General features: G+C 68.5%; 14 protein-coding genes and 1 riboswitch. Of the genes, 5 read left to right on the top strand and 9 right to left on the bottom strand.

What is annotated here, in order from left to right:
• Positions 1-183: 183 nt before the first annotated feature.
• Positions 184-1,755, top strand: a complete 1,572-nt coding sequence (locus tag FM113_RS03255) for a DEAD/DEAH box helicase (RefSeq protein ID WP_254908843.1) — start codon at positions 184-186, stop codon at positions 1,753-1,755.
• A 100-nt stretch (positions 1,756-1,855) separates the two neighbouring features.
• Here FM113_RS03255 and FM113_RS03250 read toward each other — a convergent pair whose 3' ends face one another.
• Genes FM113_RS03250 through FM113_RS03240 form a run of 3 tightly spaced genes read right to left on the bottom strand, consistent with a single transcriptional unit; the run spans position 1,856 to position 4,544 of the window.
• Entirely contained in the window at positions 1,856-2,674 is an 819-nt protein-coding gene (locus tag FM113_RS03250) for an ABC transporter ATP-binding protein (RefSeq protein ID WP_254908842.1), read from the bottom strand.
• Positions 2,671-3,471, bottom strand: a complete 801-nt coding sequence (locus FM113_RS03245; RefSeq protein WP_087011470.1) for an ABC transporter permease — start codon at positions 3,469-3,471, stop codon at positions 2,671-2,673. Before FM113_RS03245 ends, FM113_RS03250 begins: the two co-directional genes overlap by 4 nt.
• Positions 3,471-4,544 carry an ABC transporter substrate-binding protein gene (locus FM113_RS03240; RefSeq protein WP_087011468.1) on the bottom strand — a complete coding sequence of 358 codons (1,074 nt, stop codon included), beginning with the start codon at positions 4,542-4,544 and terminating at the stop codon, positions 3,471-3,473. The genes FM113_RS03245 and FM113_RS03240 overlap by 1 nt, the downstream gene beginning before the upstream one ends.
• Positions 4,545-4,575: 31 nt before the next feature.
• Positions 4,576-4,686: riboswitch (TPP riboswitch) on the bottom strand.
• 47 nt (positions 4,687-4,733) lie between these two features.
• Here FM113_RS03240 and FM113_RS03235 point away from each other — a divergent pair.
• The gene (locus FM113_RS03235; protein WP_176387061.1) at positions 4,734-5,363 is read left to right on the top strand and encodes a YkoF family thiamine/hydroxymethylpyrimidine-binding protein; all 630 of its coding nucleotides are present in this window, start codon (positions 4,734-4,736) and stop codon (positions 5,361-5,363) included.
• Positions 5,364-5,426: 63 nt separating this feature from the next.
• Complete coding sequence (locus FM113_RS03230; protein WP_087011464.1) at positions 5,427-6,281, top strand: alpha/beta fold hydrolase; 855 nt, start codon at positions 5,427-5,429, stop codon at positions 6,279-6,281.
• Between the two features lie 22 nt (positions 6,282-6,303).
• Here FM113_RS03230 and FM113_RS03225 read toward each other — a convergent pair whose 3' ends face one another.
• Positions 6,304-7,155 (bottom strand): PHP domain-containing protein, encoded by an 852-nt coding sequence (locus FM113_RS03225; RefSeq protein ID WP_087011462.1) that lies wholly within the window; start codon positions 7,153-7,155, stop codon positions 6,304-6,306.
• Between the two features lie 57 nt (positions 7,156-7,212).
• On the opposite strand from FM113_RS03225, the gene FM113_RS03220 reads away from it, so the two are divergent.
• Positions 7,213-8,610 (top strand): aminopeptidase P family protein, encoded by a 1,398-nt coding sequence (locus FM113_RS03220; protein ID WP_087011460.1) that lies wholly within the window; start codon positions 7,213-7,215, stop codon positions 8,608-8,610.
• Between the two features lie 59 nt (positions 8,611-8,669).
• Here FM113_RS03220 and FM113_RS03215 read toward each other — a convergent pair whose 3' ends face one another.
• From FM113_RS03215 to FM113_RS03205, 3 genes are read right to left on the bottom strand one after another with little or no spacing between them, the layout of a single operon-like run.
• Entirely contained in the window at positions 8,670-10,274 is a 1,605-nt protein-coding gene (locus FM113_RS03215; RefSeq protein WP_087011588.1) for an NAD(P)/FAD-dependent oxidoreductase, read from the bottom strand.
• 45 nt (positions 10,275-10,319) lie between these two features.
• Positions 10,320-10,715: a YchJ family protein gene (locus FM113_RS03210; RefSeq protein ID WP_254908841.1), complete on the bottom strand. Its 396-nt coding sequence runs from the start codon at positions 10,713-10,715 to the stop codon at positions 10,320-10,322.
• Entirely contained in the window at positions 10,712-12,373 is a 1,662-nt protein-coding gene (locus tag FM113_RS03205; RefSeq protein ID WP_087011459.1) for a DUF885 domain-containing protein, read from the bottom strand. Before FM113_RS03205 ends, FM113_RS03210 begins: the two co-directional genes overlap by 4 nt.
• A 113-nt stretch (positions 12,374-12,486) precedes the next feature.
• On the opposite strand from FM113_RS03205, the gene FM113_RS03200 reads away from it, so the two are divergent.
• Positions 12,487-12,714, top strand: a complete 228-nt coding sequence (locus FM113_RS03200) for a hypothetical protein (RefSeq protein ID WP_087011456.1) — start codon at positions 12,487-12,489, stop codon at positions 12,712-12,714.
• Between the two features lie 51 nt (positions 12,715-12,765).
• On the opposite strand, the gene FM113_RS03195 is transcribed toward FM113_RS03200, so the two are convergent.
• Positions 12,766-12,960, bottom strand: a complete 195-nt coding sequence (locus FM113_RS03195; RefSeq protein WP_087011454.1) for a hypothetical protein — start codon at positions 12,958-12,960, stop codon at positions 12,766-12,768.
• Positions 12,961-13,056: 96 nt separating this feature from the next.
• Positions 13,057-14,688, bottom strand: coding sequence for an aminotransferase class I/II-fold pyridoxal phosphate-dependent enzyme (locus tag FM113_RS03190; protein WP_087011452.1), 1,632 nt, complete (start codon positions 14,686-14,688; stop codon positions 13,057-13,059).
• Positions 14,689-14,770: the final 82 nt, after the last annotated feature.

Below are 14,770 nucleotides of genomic sequence, written 5' to 3'. Positions count from 1 at the left end.
GCCGCCCAGAGCCGGGCGCGGCATCCACACCGAGACAAAATACCTGGCCGCGCACGCGGAAAAGCGCAGGATCCCGGAATAGACTGGGCCCTGTACGTATTCACCGCCGACGCCGCAGGAGCGATCGGCCGCTGCGCCTTTGGACAACGCGCGCAGCACCGCACACTGTTAAAGGACGCACACGTGGCAACTTTTCTCGAACTCGGCGTCGACCAGGACATGGTCGATGCACTTGCCGGCGAAGGCATCATCGATGCTTTTCCGATCCAGGAACAGACGATCCCGCTCGCGCTGACGGGGCAAGACATTATCGGCCAGGCAAAGACGGGCACCGGCAAGACCTTTGGTTTCGGTCTCCCCCTGCTGCAGCGCGTTGGCGCGAACCCGGAGCCCGGGGTGCAGGCACTTGTTGTCGTACCGACCCGTGAGCTTGCCGTGCAGGTCACGGAGGACCTTGTCCTCGCAGCGAAGAACCGTGCCGCATCGGTCGTTTCGATTTACGGCGGCAAGGCATACGAGGGCCAGATTGAGCAGCTCAAAGCTGGCGCGCAGATCGTGGTTGGCACCCCCGGCCGTCTGCTCGACCTCGCAAACCAGCGGCTACTCAACCTCTCGCAGGTCCGCGAAATGGTGCTCGACGAGGCCGACAAGATGCTGGACCTCGGCTTCCTCGCCGACATCGAAAAGCTCTTCTCGCTGACGCCGCAGATCCGGCACACGATGCTGTTCTCGGCCACCATGCCGGGAACCATCGTGACGCTCGCGCGCCGCTTCATGTCGAATCCGATCCACATCCGCGCGACGGATCCGGATGAGGGCCTCGCGCAGGCCAACATTGAGCACATCGTCTACCGCGCCCACTCGCTCGACAAGGACGAGGTGATCGGTCGGATCCTGCAGGCTGAGGGCCGCGGCAAGACCGTGATCTTCATGCGCACCAAGCGCGCAGCCGCGCGGCTGCAGGAGGAACTCGTCGACCGCGGCTACAACGCGGCTTCGGTGCACGGTGACCTCAACCAGGAGCAGCGCGAGCGGGCGATGGCCGCGTTTAAGGCGGGCAAGAAGGACATCCTCATCGCCACCGACGTTGCCGCCCGCGGCATCGATGTGGACGACGTCACCCACGTGATCAACCACACCGTGCCCGACGAGGAGAAGACGTATCTGCACCGCGTGGGCCGTACCGGCCGCGCAGGCCGCACCGGGATCGCCGTGACATTTGTTGACTGGGACGATCTGCACAAGTGGGCGCTCATCAACAAGGCCCTCGACTTCGGCGTACCGGAGCCGGTCGAGACCTACTCCTCCTCGCCGCACCTCTTCGAAGACCTCAAGATTCCCGAGGGCACAAAGGGACGTCTGAAGGCGACGCCAACAAAGGAGCGGGCACCCCGCACAGGTGGCGACCGGGATCGCGGCCGTGGCCGCGGCGGATCCGGTGCCGCACGCTCCGGTGACGCGCGCTCCGGGGAAGAAGGAGCGGGCAACAGCTCGCGCACCCGCCGCCGCACCCGCGACGCGAACCCGCAGGGCCCCGGACGCCACGAGGCTCACGGACATGAGCAGCACGGCCACGACGCCGCGGGCGGCGGAGAGCCGGGCGCTCCCCTCGCGAGCGATGGCGAGGGGACGCCGCGCCGTCGTCGCCGCCGCCGGGGCGGCTCGGGCCGTTCGGCCGAGGGCCAGAACGGTGCCGCGCAGGGTGACACGAGCGGCGCGAGCGAGGCGCCCGCCGCAGAGGCACCGGCCGCATAACCACACCCCGCGCATTGCCTCTCACGGCCCGGCACTCAAGGAGAAATCCTTCCGTGCCGGGCCGTGAGTCATGTCTAGGGGCCTGTCGTGCCGCAGCGCCTCAGCCTGCCGCCCGCGCCAAAACCTGGTGCAGTTCGGCCTCGAGATGCGGCACGCGCGGATCCAGCAGGAAGCCGTCGGCCCGCGGAATTTCCCGGGTGACGGCGACCTCCCCGACAATGCAGGCGGCCTGATCTGCCCGGCCTTGAGCAGCCCCGAGCACAAGCACGCGATCGCTGAGGCGCACGGCCTCGCGAATATCGTGGGTAATGAGCAAGATGCTCCAGCCGTGCGCGCCCCAGATCTCCAGGAGCCAGCGTTGCAGCTCATCGCGGGTAATCGCGTCGAGCGCTCCGAACGGCTCATCGAGCAGCAGCACGGGCTTGCCCTGCACTACTGTACGGAGAAAAGATACCCGCTGCCGCATCCCTCCGGAGAGCTGGCGCGGATAGCGCCGTTCGGTCCCGGCGAGACCGAACGGGCCGAACAGCTCCCCCACCCGAGCGCGTGCGATCCGGCGCGGCATCCCCGCGACTTCGAGACCGATCCCTGCGTTGTCGAGAATCCGCCGCCACGGCAACAGCACATCGCGCTGCGGCATGTACGCAAAGGGGCGATCGTGTCCGAGCGCCGCCGGCTCGACGGCCGCACCGCCGAATCTGATCTCACCCGATTCCGCACGGAGCGCCCCAATAAGGATCGAGAGCAGCGTCGATTTCCCACTGCCACTCGCCCCGACAAGCGAAACGATCTCCCCCGCGCCCACGCGCAGACTGAGCTCGGCCAAGACCGCCTGCTCACCGAAGGATTTCCGGATCCCGCGCAGCTCAAGCGCGGCACCCGGACCTGACGGGGCCACAGGATCCCTCACCCCGCTCACCGCGCCGCCCCTTGCTCGATCCGCAGCCACGGAACCGCCACCCGTTCGAGCAGCGCCACACACCCAAACAGCGTCAGCGTGAGCACCGAGCTCACCGCCACCGCGGCAAGCACGAGATCCGTTCGGAAGACGTGCTTCGCAGATTGCATGTACACGCCGAGGCCTGCTACGGCACCGGCGTACTCCGCGAAGATCGTGCCGACCACGGCGTACGTGATCGAGATGCGCAGCGCCGAGAAAAACGACGGGATACCCGCGGGCAGCCGCAGCATGCGAAACACCTGCCACCGGTTCGCGCCCATCGAGCGCAGCAGGTGTTCCGCGTCGGGATCCGCGGTGGCGAAGCCCCGGAGCAGACCCACAACCATGGGGAAGAAGGTCACAAAGGCAACAAGCAGGATCTTGGGGAGCAGCCCGAACCCGAACCACAGCACCACGAGCGGGGAGAGCGCGATCAGCGGCAGCGTCTGGCTGACCACGAGCAACGGCAGGATCGCGCGGCGCAACACACGCGAGAAATCAAGCAGCGTCGCGACGAGGAACGCGACGGCCACCGAGAGCGAGAATCCAGTCAGGGTCGCCGTGAGCGTGGGGAGCGCGTGCCGCCACAGCGCCTCGCGCTCCCCCGCTCCTGCGGTCACGACCCGGGTGGGTGACGGGAGAAGATCCGCGGGCACCCACCCGGCGGTTGTCGCGAACTGCCACAGGCCGAGGAGCGCCACCACGGCAATCGCTGGCGGCGCGACGATCCCTGCAACTCGGGTGGCCCGTGTCGCGGGCTCCAGTCCCGCCCGCATTACCGGAGGTCGTCGGTGTAGTACGTTGACCAGTCCGGCTCCTCGGTCACCGGCTTCCCCTCGGCATCAGTCAGGAAGCCGCCCGCGAAGAGGAACGCGCCGAACGCGTCCCAGGCTGCGGGATCAACCGCACCGATCTCGCGGTCCTGCGCCACGAAGTAGCCGTCCTGCGCCATCAGCTCAGCGCTGCGGCGCACAAGCTCCTCGGCTGTACCCAGCGTGTCCGGGTTCGCGGCGAGCAGGATGTCCGCCGCCTGCTCGGGGTGCTGTGCCGCGAACTCATACCCTTGGGCAACGGCGCGCACAAATGCCTGTGCCTCAGCCGGGTGCTCCGACAAATACGCGTCGCTCGAAATGATGCCTGTCGACTGCTGCTCCGGGACTCCAAAGTCCTGGTAGCGCCAGGCGCGGTAGGGATGGCCATCGATGTCCATCTGCAGGTTTTCCCAGGTCGCGACGGAGAGAGTGAAATCGATCCGCCCCTGCGACAGCGCCTCGTAGGCACCGGTGTCGAGCACAACCTCTTCGAAGTCCCCCGTCCCGCCGTCGCCTTGGATCGTGGAACTCGCGAGCGCGCCAAACAGCGGGGCCCCAAAGCCACCGAACACGAGCCCGTCGAGATCCTTCGGCCGCTGCAGGTCCTCGCGGTCACCCAGGACCACGAGCCGACCGGTGTCTGTTTGGGTGATCCGGTACACCGAGGTCACGTCGAGCCCGGCGGTGCGGGCCATCTGCACACCAGACTGGCCCCCGATTCCAAAGTCGGCTTCCCCGGCCGAGACAAGCTGGCTGGCGGGGGTCGAACCGTACGGCAGAATCTCGACGTCCAGCCCGGCGTCGGCAAAGTAGCCCTCCGCCTCGGCAACGTAGAGACCAATGTGGTTGGTGTTCGGTGCCCAGTCAAGGGCGAAGGTCACCGGGGCCAGATCCGACGCGGCTGCGGTGCCGGATCCGCCCTCGCCCGTAGCGGGGGACGCCGGAGCCGCGCACCCCGCGAAAGCGATCGTTCCGGCGGCGAGCGCCGCGGCCGCGGCGAGGAGTCGTGGTGTGCGGACAGGGGTGTGGTGACGCATATGCGTGCCCTTTCAATCGTTGAGGGGGCACGGGTAATTCAAGAGTGTCTCCCTGCGCTGGCATGATCCAGATCAGGTTCGACGGTCGAAAGTTGAGTACTTTCCTCTCAGCCCGGCCTACCGGACTCCCGTGTGCTCCACACCGTAGCAGATTCCAGATTCGGTGTCGGATCTCCTAGGGTTGTCCCCGTGACCACGAATGCACTTGATCTCAGCCCGGCCCTCTCCCCCGTCGACTACGGCGTGGGGGCGCGCTTCACGCTCTCCGTCTACGACTCGGACTATGTACGGATCATTCTCGATGCACTGGCTAACGCAAACCGTGACGAACTCACAATCGAGACGAACGATATTTCGACGTTTGTGGGCGGGACCGAGGCGCGCGTGCTCGCGTTCCTGCGGGACGTGATCGCGGCGGCCGCGGCGAGCGGGGCGCATCTGTCGGCGGCGATCCTGCTGTCGCGAGGCTGCCCCGGCGAACTTGCGTGCGCGCTTCCGGCCGGGGTCGATGCGCTCGGAGCCGAGCCCGTGGTGCTCGCGCCCACCGGTGTCCGTGCGCGGGCCCACTGGTCGCTGTACCCGCTGCTCGACGGCGGGTCGACCGGGGATCACATGAGCCCCATCTACGCCGCAATCGAGGAGGCGAAGGCCGCGGGGGTCTACGCGGGCTCGGACCACTTTGCGACGCGGCTCGACGGGGATCTCGCCGATGTTCTTGCAACGGCGGCGAACGGCTGGATTGCTGTGGGCGGCGTAGTGCAGCACGTCACCACCCATCTCACAGTGTCGCTCAACAGCCCCAGCCCGATCACTGAGTAAGCCCGGCCCGTCACACGGCGACACACGCTTCCGCACGGCGTGAATCCTCCGTAGCGTGAGGGCATGAGCATTCACTTCCCGCCGCTGCCCGACACCGTCATTGCGGAGCGCATTTCCGTGGCCCCTGATGTTGAGCTCCGCGTGCTCCGGGCCGGATCCGGCACCCCACTGCTGCTGGTGCCCGGCTGGAACTTTTCGGGCGAGGTGTTTGTGCACCAGCTCACTCAGCTGGCCGAGCGCTATGAGGTGATTGCGCTCGACCCCCGAGGCCACGGCGAATCCAGCAAGCCGCTCACCGGCAATAACTTCCCGCAGCGCGGCCGCGACCTCGCCGCCGTCATCGAAGCGCTCGATCTCCCTGGCCTCGCGCTCGCCGGTTGGTCGTTCGGCGTGCTCGATGTGCTCTCGTACCTGGAGCAGCACGGCCACGAGCGGGTTGCGAAGCTGATCCTCATCGACGAACCGCCGCGTGTCCCCTTCGATCCGCGTGACCCGGCTGAGTGGGGCGAGGCGGCGCTCAGCCACGACGGGCTGCCCGCGTACATTACCTTCCTCTCGACCGACCGCGCGGGTTTCCTCGCCTACATCGCGAGCGATGCACTCGGCGTGGACCCTGCCGATGCAGCCGCGGAGCCCGCGGTGGCGCGGCTGATCGCAGACGGTGCCCGCACTCCCGAGCACATCGCAATCATCACGGGCGTCGAGGGCCTCGCCACGGACCTCACAGCCCCCGCCGTCGCGTACCACGACAGCGGCAAGCCACTGCTCTTCCTTGCACAGGACAGCTGGGCCGCAGCTGCCGAGCGCTGGGTCACGGCGCACCTGCCCCGCGCGGAGTTCTCAACGATCCCCGTGCACGCGGGGTTCATTACCGCGCCCGAGGCTTTTAACGCCCGGGTTGCCGCGTTCCTCGGCTGAGGGTGGTGCGGGCAGAACGCAGCTAGCTCGACACGGTGAGGCCTGCGCGGAGCCGGTCAACAACGGGGCCCGGCGTCGTACGTTGCCCGAGCCGGTTCGCTTTGCCCGCACCGTGGTAGTCGCTCGCGCCCGTCGTCTCCAGCCCGAGCTCGGCAACGGCGGCGACAAGCGGCGGCAACCAGTCCTCGCGGTTCTCAGGGTGGTCGAGTTCGACGCCCCAGAGTCCCGCACTCGCGAGCTCCGCAATGTCTTTCGGGGTGGCCGCACTGCGCTGCCGGATCGCGGCCGGATGAGCAAGCACGGCAACTCCCCCGGCTCTGCGCACCATCCGGATCGTGTCACTTGTGTCGAGCGCGTAGGTGCCAAGGTAGTACGGGGACCCGGGGTGGAGAGCCACCTCGAACGCCGTGCTGCGGTCCGGGAAATACCCACCCGCGACAAGTGCGTCGGCCACGTGCGGCCGACCCACAGTGCGGGCGTCTCCATCCCCCACCACGTCTTCCCACCGAATCGCGTAGTCCAGGGACACTCGGCGCACCATTTCACGGGCGCGCTCGATCCGGGCGCTGCGCACGTGTTCGAGTGCCGCGAACAGCTCCGCGGCGGCCGGGTCCATGCCATACCCCAGCAGGTGGCGGGAGTACCCGGCGTGCTGGGTGGTGAGCTCCATCCCGGGGATGAACTCGATCCCGTGCGCAGCGGCCGCCTCGCGCGCCTCGCCCCACCCGGAGATCGTGTCGTGGTCCGTGAGCGCAAAGCCCGCGAGCCCCAGATCAGCGGCCTCGCGCGCGATCTCCTCGGGCCGCGTCGTCCCGTCGGAGTGCACAGAGTGCGTGTGCAGGTCATACGCACGCGTCGCTCCGGAATCTGCCATAAGAATCATTCTATGTCTGCACCGCGTCCACGCATCTCTGAGTGAGAAGATGGGGGCATGACCGATACCGCGCAGACGACTCACGAGGTCGAAATCGACAACAGTAACCGCAGCACCACCCCGCAGACACGCGGCTTCGCGGAGTTCATCTCCAGCGGCTGGGCAGAGCAGCCCACCTCGCTTCCCGCTGAACTCCCCGTGGCACCGTTCGCTGCAAGACGCCGCACCACACTCGCCGCCCAGTTCGTGGGCGAACGCCTCGTTATCGCTGCGGGCGCGATGAAGCAGCGCTCGAACGACACGTTCTACCAGTACCGCGCGCACAGCGCCTTCGCCCACCTCACCGGTTGGGGCTCGGAGAGCGAGCCCGGCGCGATCCTCGTGCTGGATCCGGCGCAGGATCCCGCAGCGGGCGACACCAGCCACACCGCCACCCTGTACTTCCGCGAGCGCGCGGGCCGCGACAGCGACGAGTTTTTCGCGAACCCGGAGATCGGCGAGTTCTGGATCGGCCCCCGACCCTCCCTCGGCCAGGTCGCTGCGGCGCTCGGCATCGCGACCGCGCACCTCGCAGATTTTGTTCCCGGTGATGCCGACCGCACACTCGACGACGCCGAGCTGGCGCGCGCCACCTCCGAACTGCGCCTCGTGAAGGACCCCTTCGAGCTCAACGAGATGCAGGCCGCGGTCGACGCAACGGCGACAGGCTTCACGGAGGTGCTCGCCGCGCTCCCCGCGGCGAGCGCGCACCCCCGCGGCGAGCGCATCGTCGAGGGCGTGTTCAACCAGCGCGCCCGCCTCGACGGCAACACTGTCGGCTACGAGACGATTGCGGCGTCCGGCCCCCACGCTTGCACGCTGCACTGGATCCGCAACGACGGCCCCGTGCGCAGCGGCGACCTGCTGCTGCTCGACGCGGGCATCGAACTCGATAGCCTCTACACCGCCGACATCACGCGCACGGTCCCGGTTTCCGGTACCTTCAGGGAGGTGCAGCGGCGCGTGTACGACGCGGTACTCGAAGCGGCCGACGCTGCGCGCGCGATCGTGCGGCCCGGCATCCGGTTCAGCGATGTCCACGCGGCAGCGATGCAGGTGATCGAACGACACACCCGCGACTGGGGCTTCCTGCCCGAGGACGACGGCACGGCCTACTACCGCCGCTACATGGTGCACGGCACGAGTCACCACCTCGGCCTCGACGTGCACGACTGCGCGCAGGCGCGGCGCGAGATGTACATGGAGGGCGTCCTGGAGCCCGGTATGGTCTTCACGATCGAACCCGGCCTGTACTTCCAGCCCGACGACCTCACTGTGCCCGCTGAGTTCCGCGGCATCGGCGTGCGCATCGAGGACGACATCGTTGTCACCGAGGACGGCTGCGTGAATCTCTCTGCCGGGATCCCGCGCACCGCAGACGACGTTGAGGCCTGGATCCGCGACGCGCAGGCGTAGGCGTCAGCCGCGCGGGCTGCGGCCCGCGCGGCACCAGCCCGCCCCCACTCCAGCGTGCGCTACTCCGCGAGCAACTCCAGCGCGGCGTGCGCCGCGTTATGGCCGCCGATCCCGCTGACGGCACCGCCGCGCCGGGCCCCTGAGCCGCACACGAGCAGGTTCGGCAGCGCAGTGTCGACGCCCCAGCGCGCGGCAGGGGTGTCGAGGGTCTCATCGTCCTCCGCCCACGGCCACGACAGGGCACCGTGGAAGATATCCCCGCCGATCATGCCGAGGGATTCCTCGAGGTCGGCGGTGGTGCGCGCCTCGATGCACGGCGAGCCGTCCGGGGCGATGAAGATGCAGTCGGCGATGGGCTCGGCGAGCACCGAGTCGAGGGAGCGCTGCGCCGCGGCGAGCAGCTCCGCGCGCAGTTCAGCGTTGGTGTCCCCGGTCACGAGCCGATCCGGCACATGGAGCCCGAACAGCGTGAGCGTTTGGACTCCGGCGGCCTGGAGCTCCGGGCTCAGGATCGACGGGTCCGTCAGGGAGTGGCAGTAGATCTCGGCCGGGATCGGAGCGGGAAGCCCTCCAGCCGTCGCGGCAGCGTGCGCCTCCTCGAGCTGGGTGAAGGTCTCGTTGATGTGGAAGGTACCGGCGAACGCGGCGCGCGGATCGACCTCGGAGTCACGCAGCTTCGGGAGTCGGCTCAGCAGCATGTTGATCTTCACCTGCGCCCCCTCGGGGCGCTCCGGGGCCTCCCGTACAGCGGCGGCCGGGGCGTTCCCTTCCGACAGGAGGCGTTCGAGGACCGCCGGGCCGACGCCGCTGAGGACAAGTCGCCCGCGCACGGGATCGGCCGCCGGATCGCTGAGCCGCACGGTGCCGTCGGCCGTGATGGCGCGCACCTCGGCCCCGCCACGGAGCTCCGCCCCCGATTCCCGGGCGGCCCGTTCCAATTCACCGCTCACGCGCCCCATCCCCCCGACGGGCACGTCCCAGTCTCCGGTTCCGCCGCCGATCACGTGGTACAAGAAACACTTGTTCTGCCGCAGCGACGGATCATCTGCCGTCGCGAAGGTCCCGATCAAGCCATCGGTGAGAGCGATCCCCCGAGCAATGTCAGTTGTCAGCGAATCTCGGATCAGGCCGCCGAGTGGCCGCTCGAAAAGCTCCGCCCACAGCGTGTCATCCCCGAGTCGCCGCTGCAGCTCCGAGCGCCGCACCAGCGGGTCCGTTACCGTGGGGAACAGCAGCTCGGCGACGGGTACGAGCCGCGCATAGAACGCGTCGAAGCGTTCCGCCTCCGCGGCGTCCCCCGTCACACGCGCAAACGATGCGGTTGTCGCTGCCGCATCCCCGTTGTCGACGAGGATGCCGCGGCTCGGATCCGCCGGATCAGGCGTATACGAGGAGTAGCGTCGGCGCGCGAGTTCAAGCTTGAGGCCAAGATCCGCCACGATCTGCTGCGGCAACAGGCTCACCAGATAGGAGTAGCGAGACAGCCGCGCCTCGACCCCCGGCCAGGGTTCCTCGGACACCGCGGCACCGCCAAAGTGATCAAGGCGTTCGAGCACCACCGTCCGTTTCCCCGCCCGTGCGAGATAGGCTGCGGCGACGAGCGCGTTGTGCCCGCCTCCGACGATGACGACGTCGTGCGTGTACTCCAAGGCTTCATTGACCATGAGCACAACTGTAGTGGTGCGAGCGGCCGTGCCGGATCCGGCGCGCTAGCGTTCTTCCCCGTCCACATAGCGCCAGTGACCGTCGGCACCGCGGAGGAAGAAGCTGCGTTCCGCCTGCTCGAAACGCCCCGCAGGCGTCCTCCCGATCGCGGTAAACGCCACCCAGCCGTGGTTGTCGTCTTCGCCTCCCGCGGAGGTGTCCGAGATGAACAACCGACGCCACTCAATCGTGTCGTCAAGTGTGAGTTCCTCGGGCCGGGTGCTCGGATCCCAGCTGCTGAGCAGGTACTCCTGTTGGCCGAGCGCGAAGGCGCTGAAGCGCGAGCGCATGAGGCGCGCGGCCGTCGGCGCGGGGCTGCCGTCGTGCAGCGGACCGCAGCACTGTGCGTACGCGTCGCCGCTGCCACACGGACAGAGGGCGGGCACAGCTTTCGCGGTCACGCGCCGAGCTCGCCGCGCAGCGAGCGCTGCAGCGTGTCCAGTCGCACTCCACCGAGCGCGAGGGCGTCGCGGTGGAATCCGCGGATATCGAAACCGGATCCTGCACCCGCTGCGGCCTCGTCACGCAGCTGCTCCCAGATGCGCTGGCCCACCTTATACGAGGGGGCCTGGCCCGCCCAGCCCAGGTAGCGCAGCACCTCGAAGCGCACGAAGCCGTCGTTCATGTTGACGTGCTGCGCCATGAACGCAAACGCTTTATCACCATCCCAGGTCCCGCCGTCCGGATGCGGTTTGCCGAGGTGCACGCCGATGTCGAGTACCACCCGCGCCGCGCGCATGCGCTGGCCGTCGAGCATGCCCAGGCGATCCGCCGGATCATCGAGGTAGCCGAGCTGCTCCATGAGTCGCTCCGCGTAGAGCGCCCAGCCCTCAGCGTGGCCCGAGGTTCCCGCGAGCTGGCGCCGCCACTCGTTCAGCGTGCCGCGGTTCACCACAGCCTGGCCGATCTGGAGATGGTGCCCCGGAACGCCTTCGTGATACACGGTCGTGAGTTCGCGCCAAGTATCGAACTCTGTGACACCCTCGGGCACCGACCACCACATGCGGCCCGGCCGTGAGAAGTCGTCGCTCGGCCCCGTGTAGTAAATCCCGCCTTCCTGGGTGGGTGCGATCATGCATTCGAGCGCACGGATCTCCTGCGGGATGTCGAACTGCGTGGCACCAAGCTCCGCCACGGCCCGGTCGCTCGTCTCCTGCATCCACCGCTGCAGCGCGTCGGTGCCGTGCAGCTTGCGGCTCTCGTCGCGTTCGAGCAATGCGATCGCCTCAGCCACGATTCCCGGGTGTCGCGCGCCGCCAACGATCTCCGCGGCGATCCGCTCCTGTTCGTCGACCATGCGCGCGAGCTCGTCGAGCCCCCACTCGTAGGTCTCATCAAGGTCCACGCGCGCCCCGAGGAACGCTTCCGAGGCGAGTGCGTAGCGCTCACGGCCGAACGCGTCGTCCAGTGTCGCACGGGGGGCGAGATCGGTCACGAGGAAGTCTGCGCACTCGGCGTAGGCACGCGCGGCGGCGAGGGCCGCGGCTTCAAGTTCCGCACCGCGACCTGCAACAAGCTGCCCGAAGAAACCGGGTGCCGCGGCCGTGCCCGCGGTGCGCCGCGACTGAGCGGCGACCTCGGTCACCTGGCGGAGCGCCGGGGCAAGGCCGCGCTCTGCGCCGAGCGCGAGGGACGCCCGGTAGCCGTCGAGTGCGGCGGGCACCGCGCGCAGGCGTTCCCCGATCTCAGCCCAGTCCGCATCCGTCGCCGTCGGCATGAGGTCGAAACTGTCCCGGATCTGCTGCAACGGCGACTCGATCACGTTGAGATCGCGCAGATCCTCCCCCGCCTCACTCTGCGCAAGGCCGAGACGCAACTCCGCGGTGAGGTCCGCTCGGGTCACGGCGTCTACAGCGTCGACCGGGGTCTCGGCGTCAAGTGCCGCAAGCGTTCCCCGTTGCGCATCCGCGAAGGCCGCGGCCCCCTCAGGCGAGTAGTCCGGCAGCCCGCCACCGTTCCGGCCGATGTAGGTGCCGATCGTGGGATCGTGCGCCACGAGGGTGTCCACCCACGCCTCTGCGACGCGATCGATTGGGGTGTGCTGCCGCGAATGTGTCATGGTTCCAGCCTAGGGCGGGGCGGTGCCTCGGCGCGAGAAAGCACGCTAGGATGGTCGTATTGGCGTGTGGGCCACAGACCCGTATGCCGCTGAGACCCGCGAGGAGAACAATCGTGAAGATCCGTACCCGTATTGCCACCGCCGTAACCGTGGCTCTCGCTTCGGTGTTCGTGGCAGCGCCCGCGTTCGCGTCGCCCATCGGCCAGGACAACTCGGAGTCGATGTTCTCGTCCGTCGGCCAGCCCGTCGACGTCGTCGCGATCTCGATCGTCGGCGTGATCCTGCTCGCGGTCGTGCTCATCGGTTCGACGCTCGTGGGCAACCTCTTCGAAAAGAAGTAGCCTCAGACTTTCTCCTCGGTCCTGCCGAGCAACGACGGCGGGCGGTGATCCTCACGGATCACCGCCCGCCGTCGTTGTGTTCGCGCGAGGCTCAGCGTACGGTTGCAGCAGGACCGGAGCGATGAGCGAGGTGAGCGCGGTGGCGGGAAATTCACGGAGCGGCGCTGCCGCGGGGCCCGCACTCAGCGCGCCTCCGAGGCAAATCGGTAGCCCACGCGCCCCGGCGTCGGGGCGTCGGGTCGTCACCGACAGAGCCGACCCCGTAGTGCAAAACCGACCCGTTACGCGCAAGAAGTTCTGCGCGCACCGGGTCGGTTCTGTAGTACCGGGTCGGTTGTGGGCCTACGCCCCAGCGCGCACCACGCGGAAGGTCGCGACGGCGGCGTCGGCCGCGCCGCGCACGTAGCCCGTGGGAGAGGCTGCGACGGCACGCAAGAATGCGACAGTCTCGGCGGTAATCTCTTCGCCGGGCAGTAGGTTCGGGATCCCGGGCGGGTAGGCGGCGAGCGTATCCGCCGAGACACGGCCCACAGCCTCTTCCGCAGACACAGTCTCGCTGTCCCCAAAGAACGCCTCGCGGGGGCGCATCCGCAGCTCCCCCGACTCCGGGAGTGCCGGGAACGCCACCGCGTCAGTTGCGGGAAGCGCGGCGGCCTCGTCGGCCACGGCCCCGAGATCGCGCATGAAACGATCGACGTCGACCGTGCGCAGCGCGCCGATCACCAGCACCACGCTTGTTGCCGTCGACATCTCCGTGTATGTGCCGTGGCCATCAATCAGCCGGGCGCGCACCCAGTGGCCGCTCTGCCCCAGAGCCGACACGTCGATCGGGATCCGCAACGCGTCCGTCTCCACGATGTCGGGGAACGCCGCAAAGTCGTCGCTGATCACCCGGAAGCGCGGGTCCTGGCGCAGCCGAGCGCGAATCTCGGCGGCGGCGGCCACGGCCTCACCGATCTGCGCGCCGCCCTGCACGAGGGCGCGGCGCGCGGTGTCGAGGGAGCCCATCAGGATCCCGCTCATCGAGGTCGACGCCGTCATCGAGAACGCGCGCGCCACAAGCGGTTCGAGGCGCTCCGCCATCGCAGTATCACCGAGGTGCAGCATCGCTGACTGGGTCAGCGACCCGGCGAGCTTGTGCGTGCTCGAGATCACGAGATCCGCGCCAAGCCGCACCGGCGACTCCGGCAGGCCCGGGTGGAAACCAAAGTGTGCACCCCAGGCACCGTCGACGATGATTGCGGCACCGTGGTCGTGCGCGACACGGGAGAGGCCGGCGACGTCCGCGGTGGATCCGAAGTAACTCGGCGAGACGACAAGCACGCTGTCGACTGGGTGGCCGGCCTCGGCCTCGCGAGTGAGCGCGGCATCAAGTGCCTCGGGGGTGAGCCCGTGCGCGATGCCGTGGTGCTCGTCGACGTTCGGCGAGACGAACGACGGGATCAGACCGGCCAGCAGCACGCCGTCGGTGAGGCTCGAGTGCATGCTGCGCTGGATCATGATGCGCTCGCCCAGGCCGCGCACCGCGATCGCGGCGGTCCGGTTCGCCTGTGAGGCCCCGTTTGTCAGGAACCAGCTGCGCTTCGCGCCCCAGGCGTCCGCTGCGAGGCGCTGAGCCGCGACGAGCGGTGAATCTTCACCCAGGTCAATGCCGGGCAGCATCAGCGGCACGTCAAGCTCGGGGACCCGCTCGCCGAAAAGTTCGGCCAGGTGTGCGCCGCCGTGCTCGGGGTCATTGCCGTGGCCCGGCACCATAAATGACCGGGGTGATGAGGCCGCGAAACGCTGCAGCGCCTCGGCGTAGGGCGCCCTCGCGTGCTCGGGCCCGAACTCGGGGGCCGGGCGCGGCACCACGCCGGGATCGCCAGCGGGCGCGGCACCCGAACTCGCCGCCGCCCGCACCAAGGTACTCGCGGCGTCAGTGCCTGCGGTGCGGTCAGAGTAGGGAGCGTGATGAGAATCCTGATGCAGCATGTGTCCAGATTGGCGGGGATTGGGGGTGCCCGGAACCCCCGCTTCACCTCCCGGGCACCAGAGAGTATATTGAACTGGAACC

Source organism: Leucobacter sp. 7(1) (assembly GCF_900163635.1).
Lineage (GTDB): Bacteria > Actinomycetota > Actinomycetes > Actinomycetales > Microbacteriaceae > Leucobacter.
This window is presented reverse-complemented; position numbering and strand designations above follow the sequence as displayed.

Excerpts from the sequence above, each read along its gene's own strand:
- FM113_RS03220 (WP_087011460.1), top strand. The coding sequence starts at position 7,213 with ATGACCGATACCGCGCAGACGACTCACGAGGTCGAAATCGACAACAGT.
- FM113_RS03205 (WP_087011459.1), bottom strand. The coding sequence starts at position 12,373 with ATGACACATTCGCGGCAGCACACCCCAATCGATCGCGTCGCAGAGGCG.
- FM113_RS03230 (WP_087011464.1), top strand. The coding sequence starts at position 5,427 with ATGAGCATTCACTTCCCGCCGCTGCCCGACACCGTCATTGCGGAGCGC.
- FM113_RS03240 (WP_087011468.1), bottom strand. The coding sequence starts at position 4,544 with ATGCGTCACCACACCCCTGTCCGCACACCACGACTCCTCGCCGCGGCC.
- FM113_RS03245 (WP_087011470.1), bottom strand. The coding sequence starts at position 3,471 with ATGCGGGCGGGACTGGAGCCCGCGACACGGGCCACCCGAGTTGCAGGG.
- FM113_RS03215 (WP_087011588.1), bottom strand. The coding sequence starts at position 10,274 with ATGGTCAATGAAGCCTTGGAGTACACGCACGACGTCGTCATCGTCGGA.
- FM113_RS03225 (WP_087011462.1), bottom strand. The coding sequence starts at position 7,155 with ATGGCAGATTCCGGAGCGACGCGTGCGTATGACCTGCACACGCACTCT.
- FM113_RS03190 (WP_087011452.1), bottom strand. The coding sequence starts at position 14,688 with ATGCTGCATCAGGATTCTCATCACGCTCCCTACTCTGACCGCACCGCA.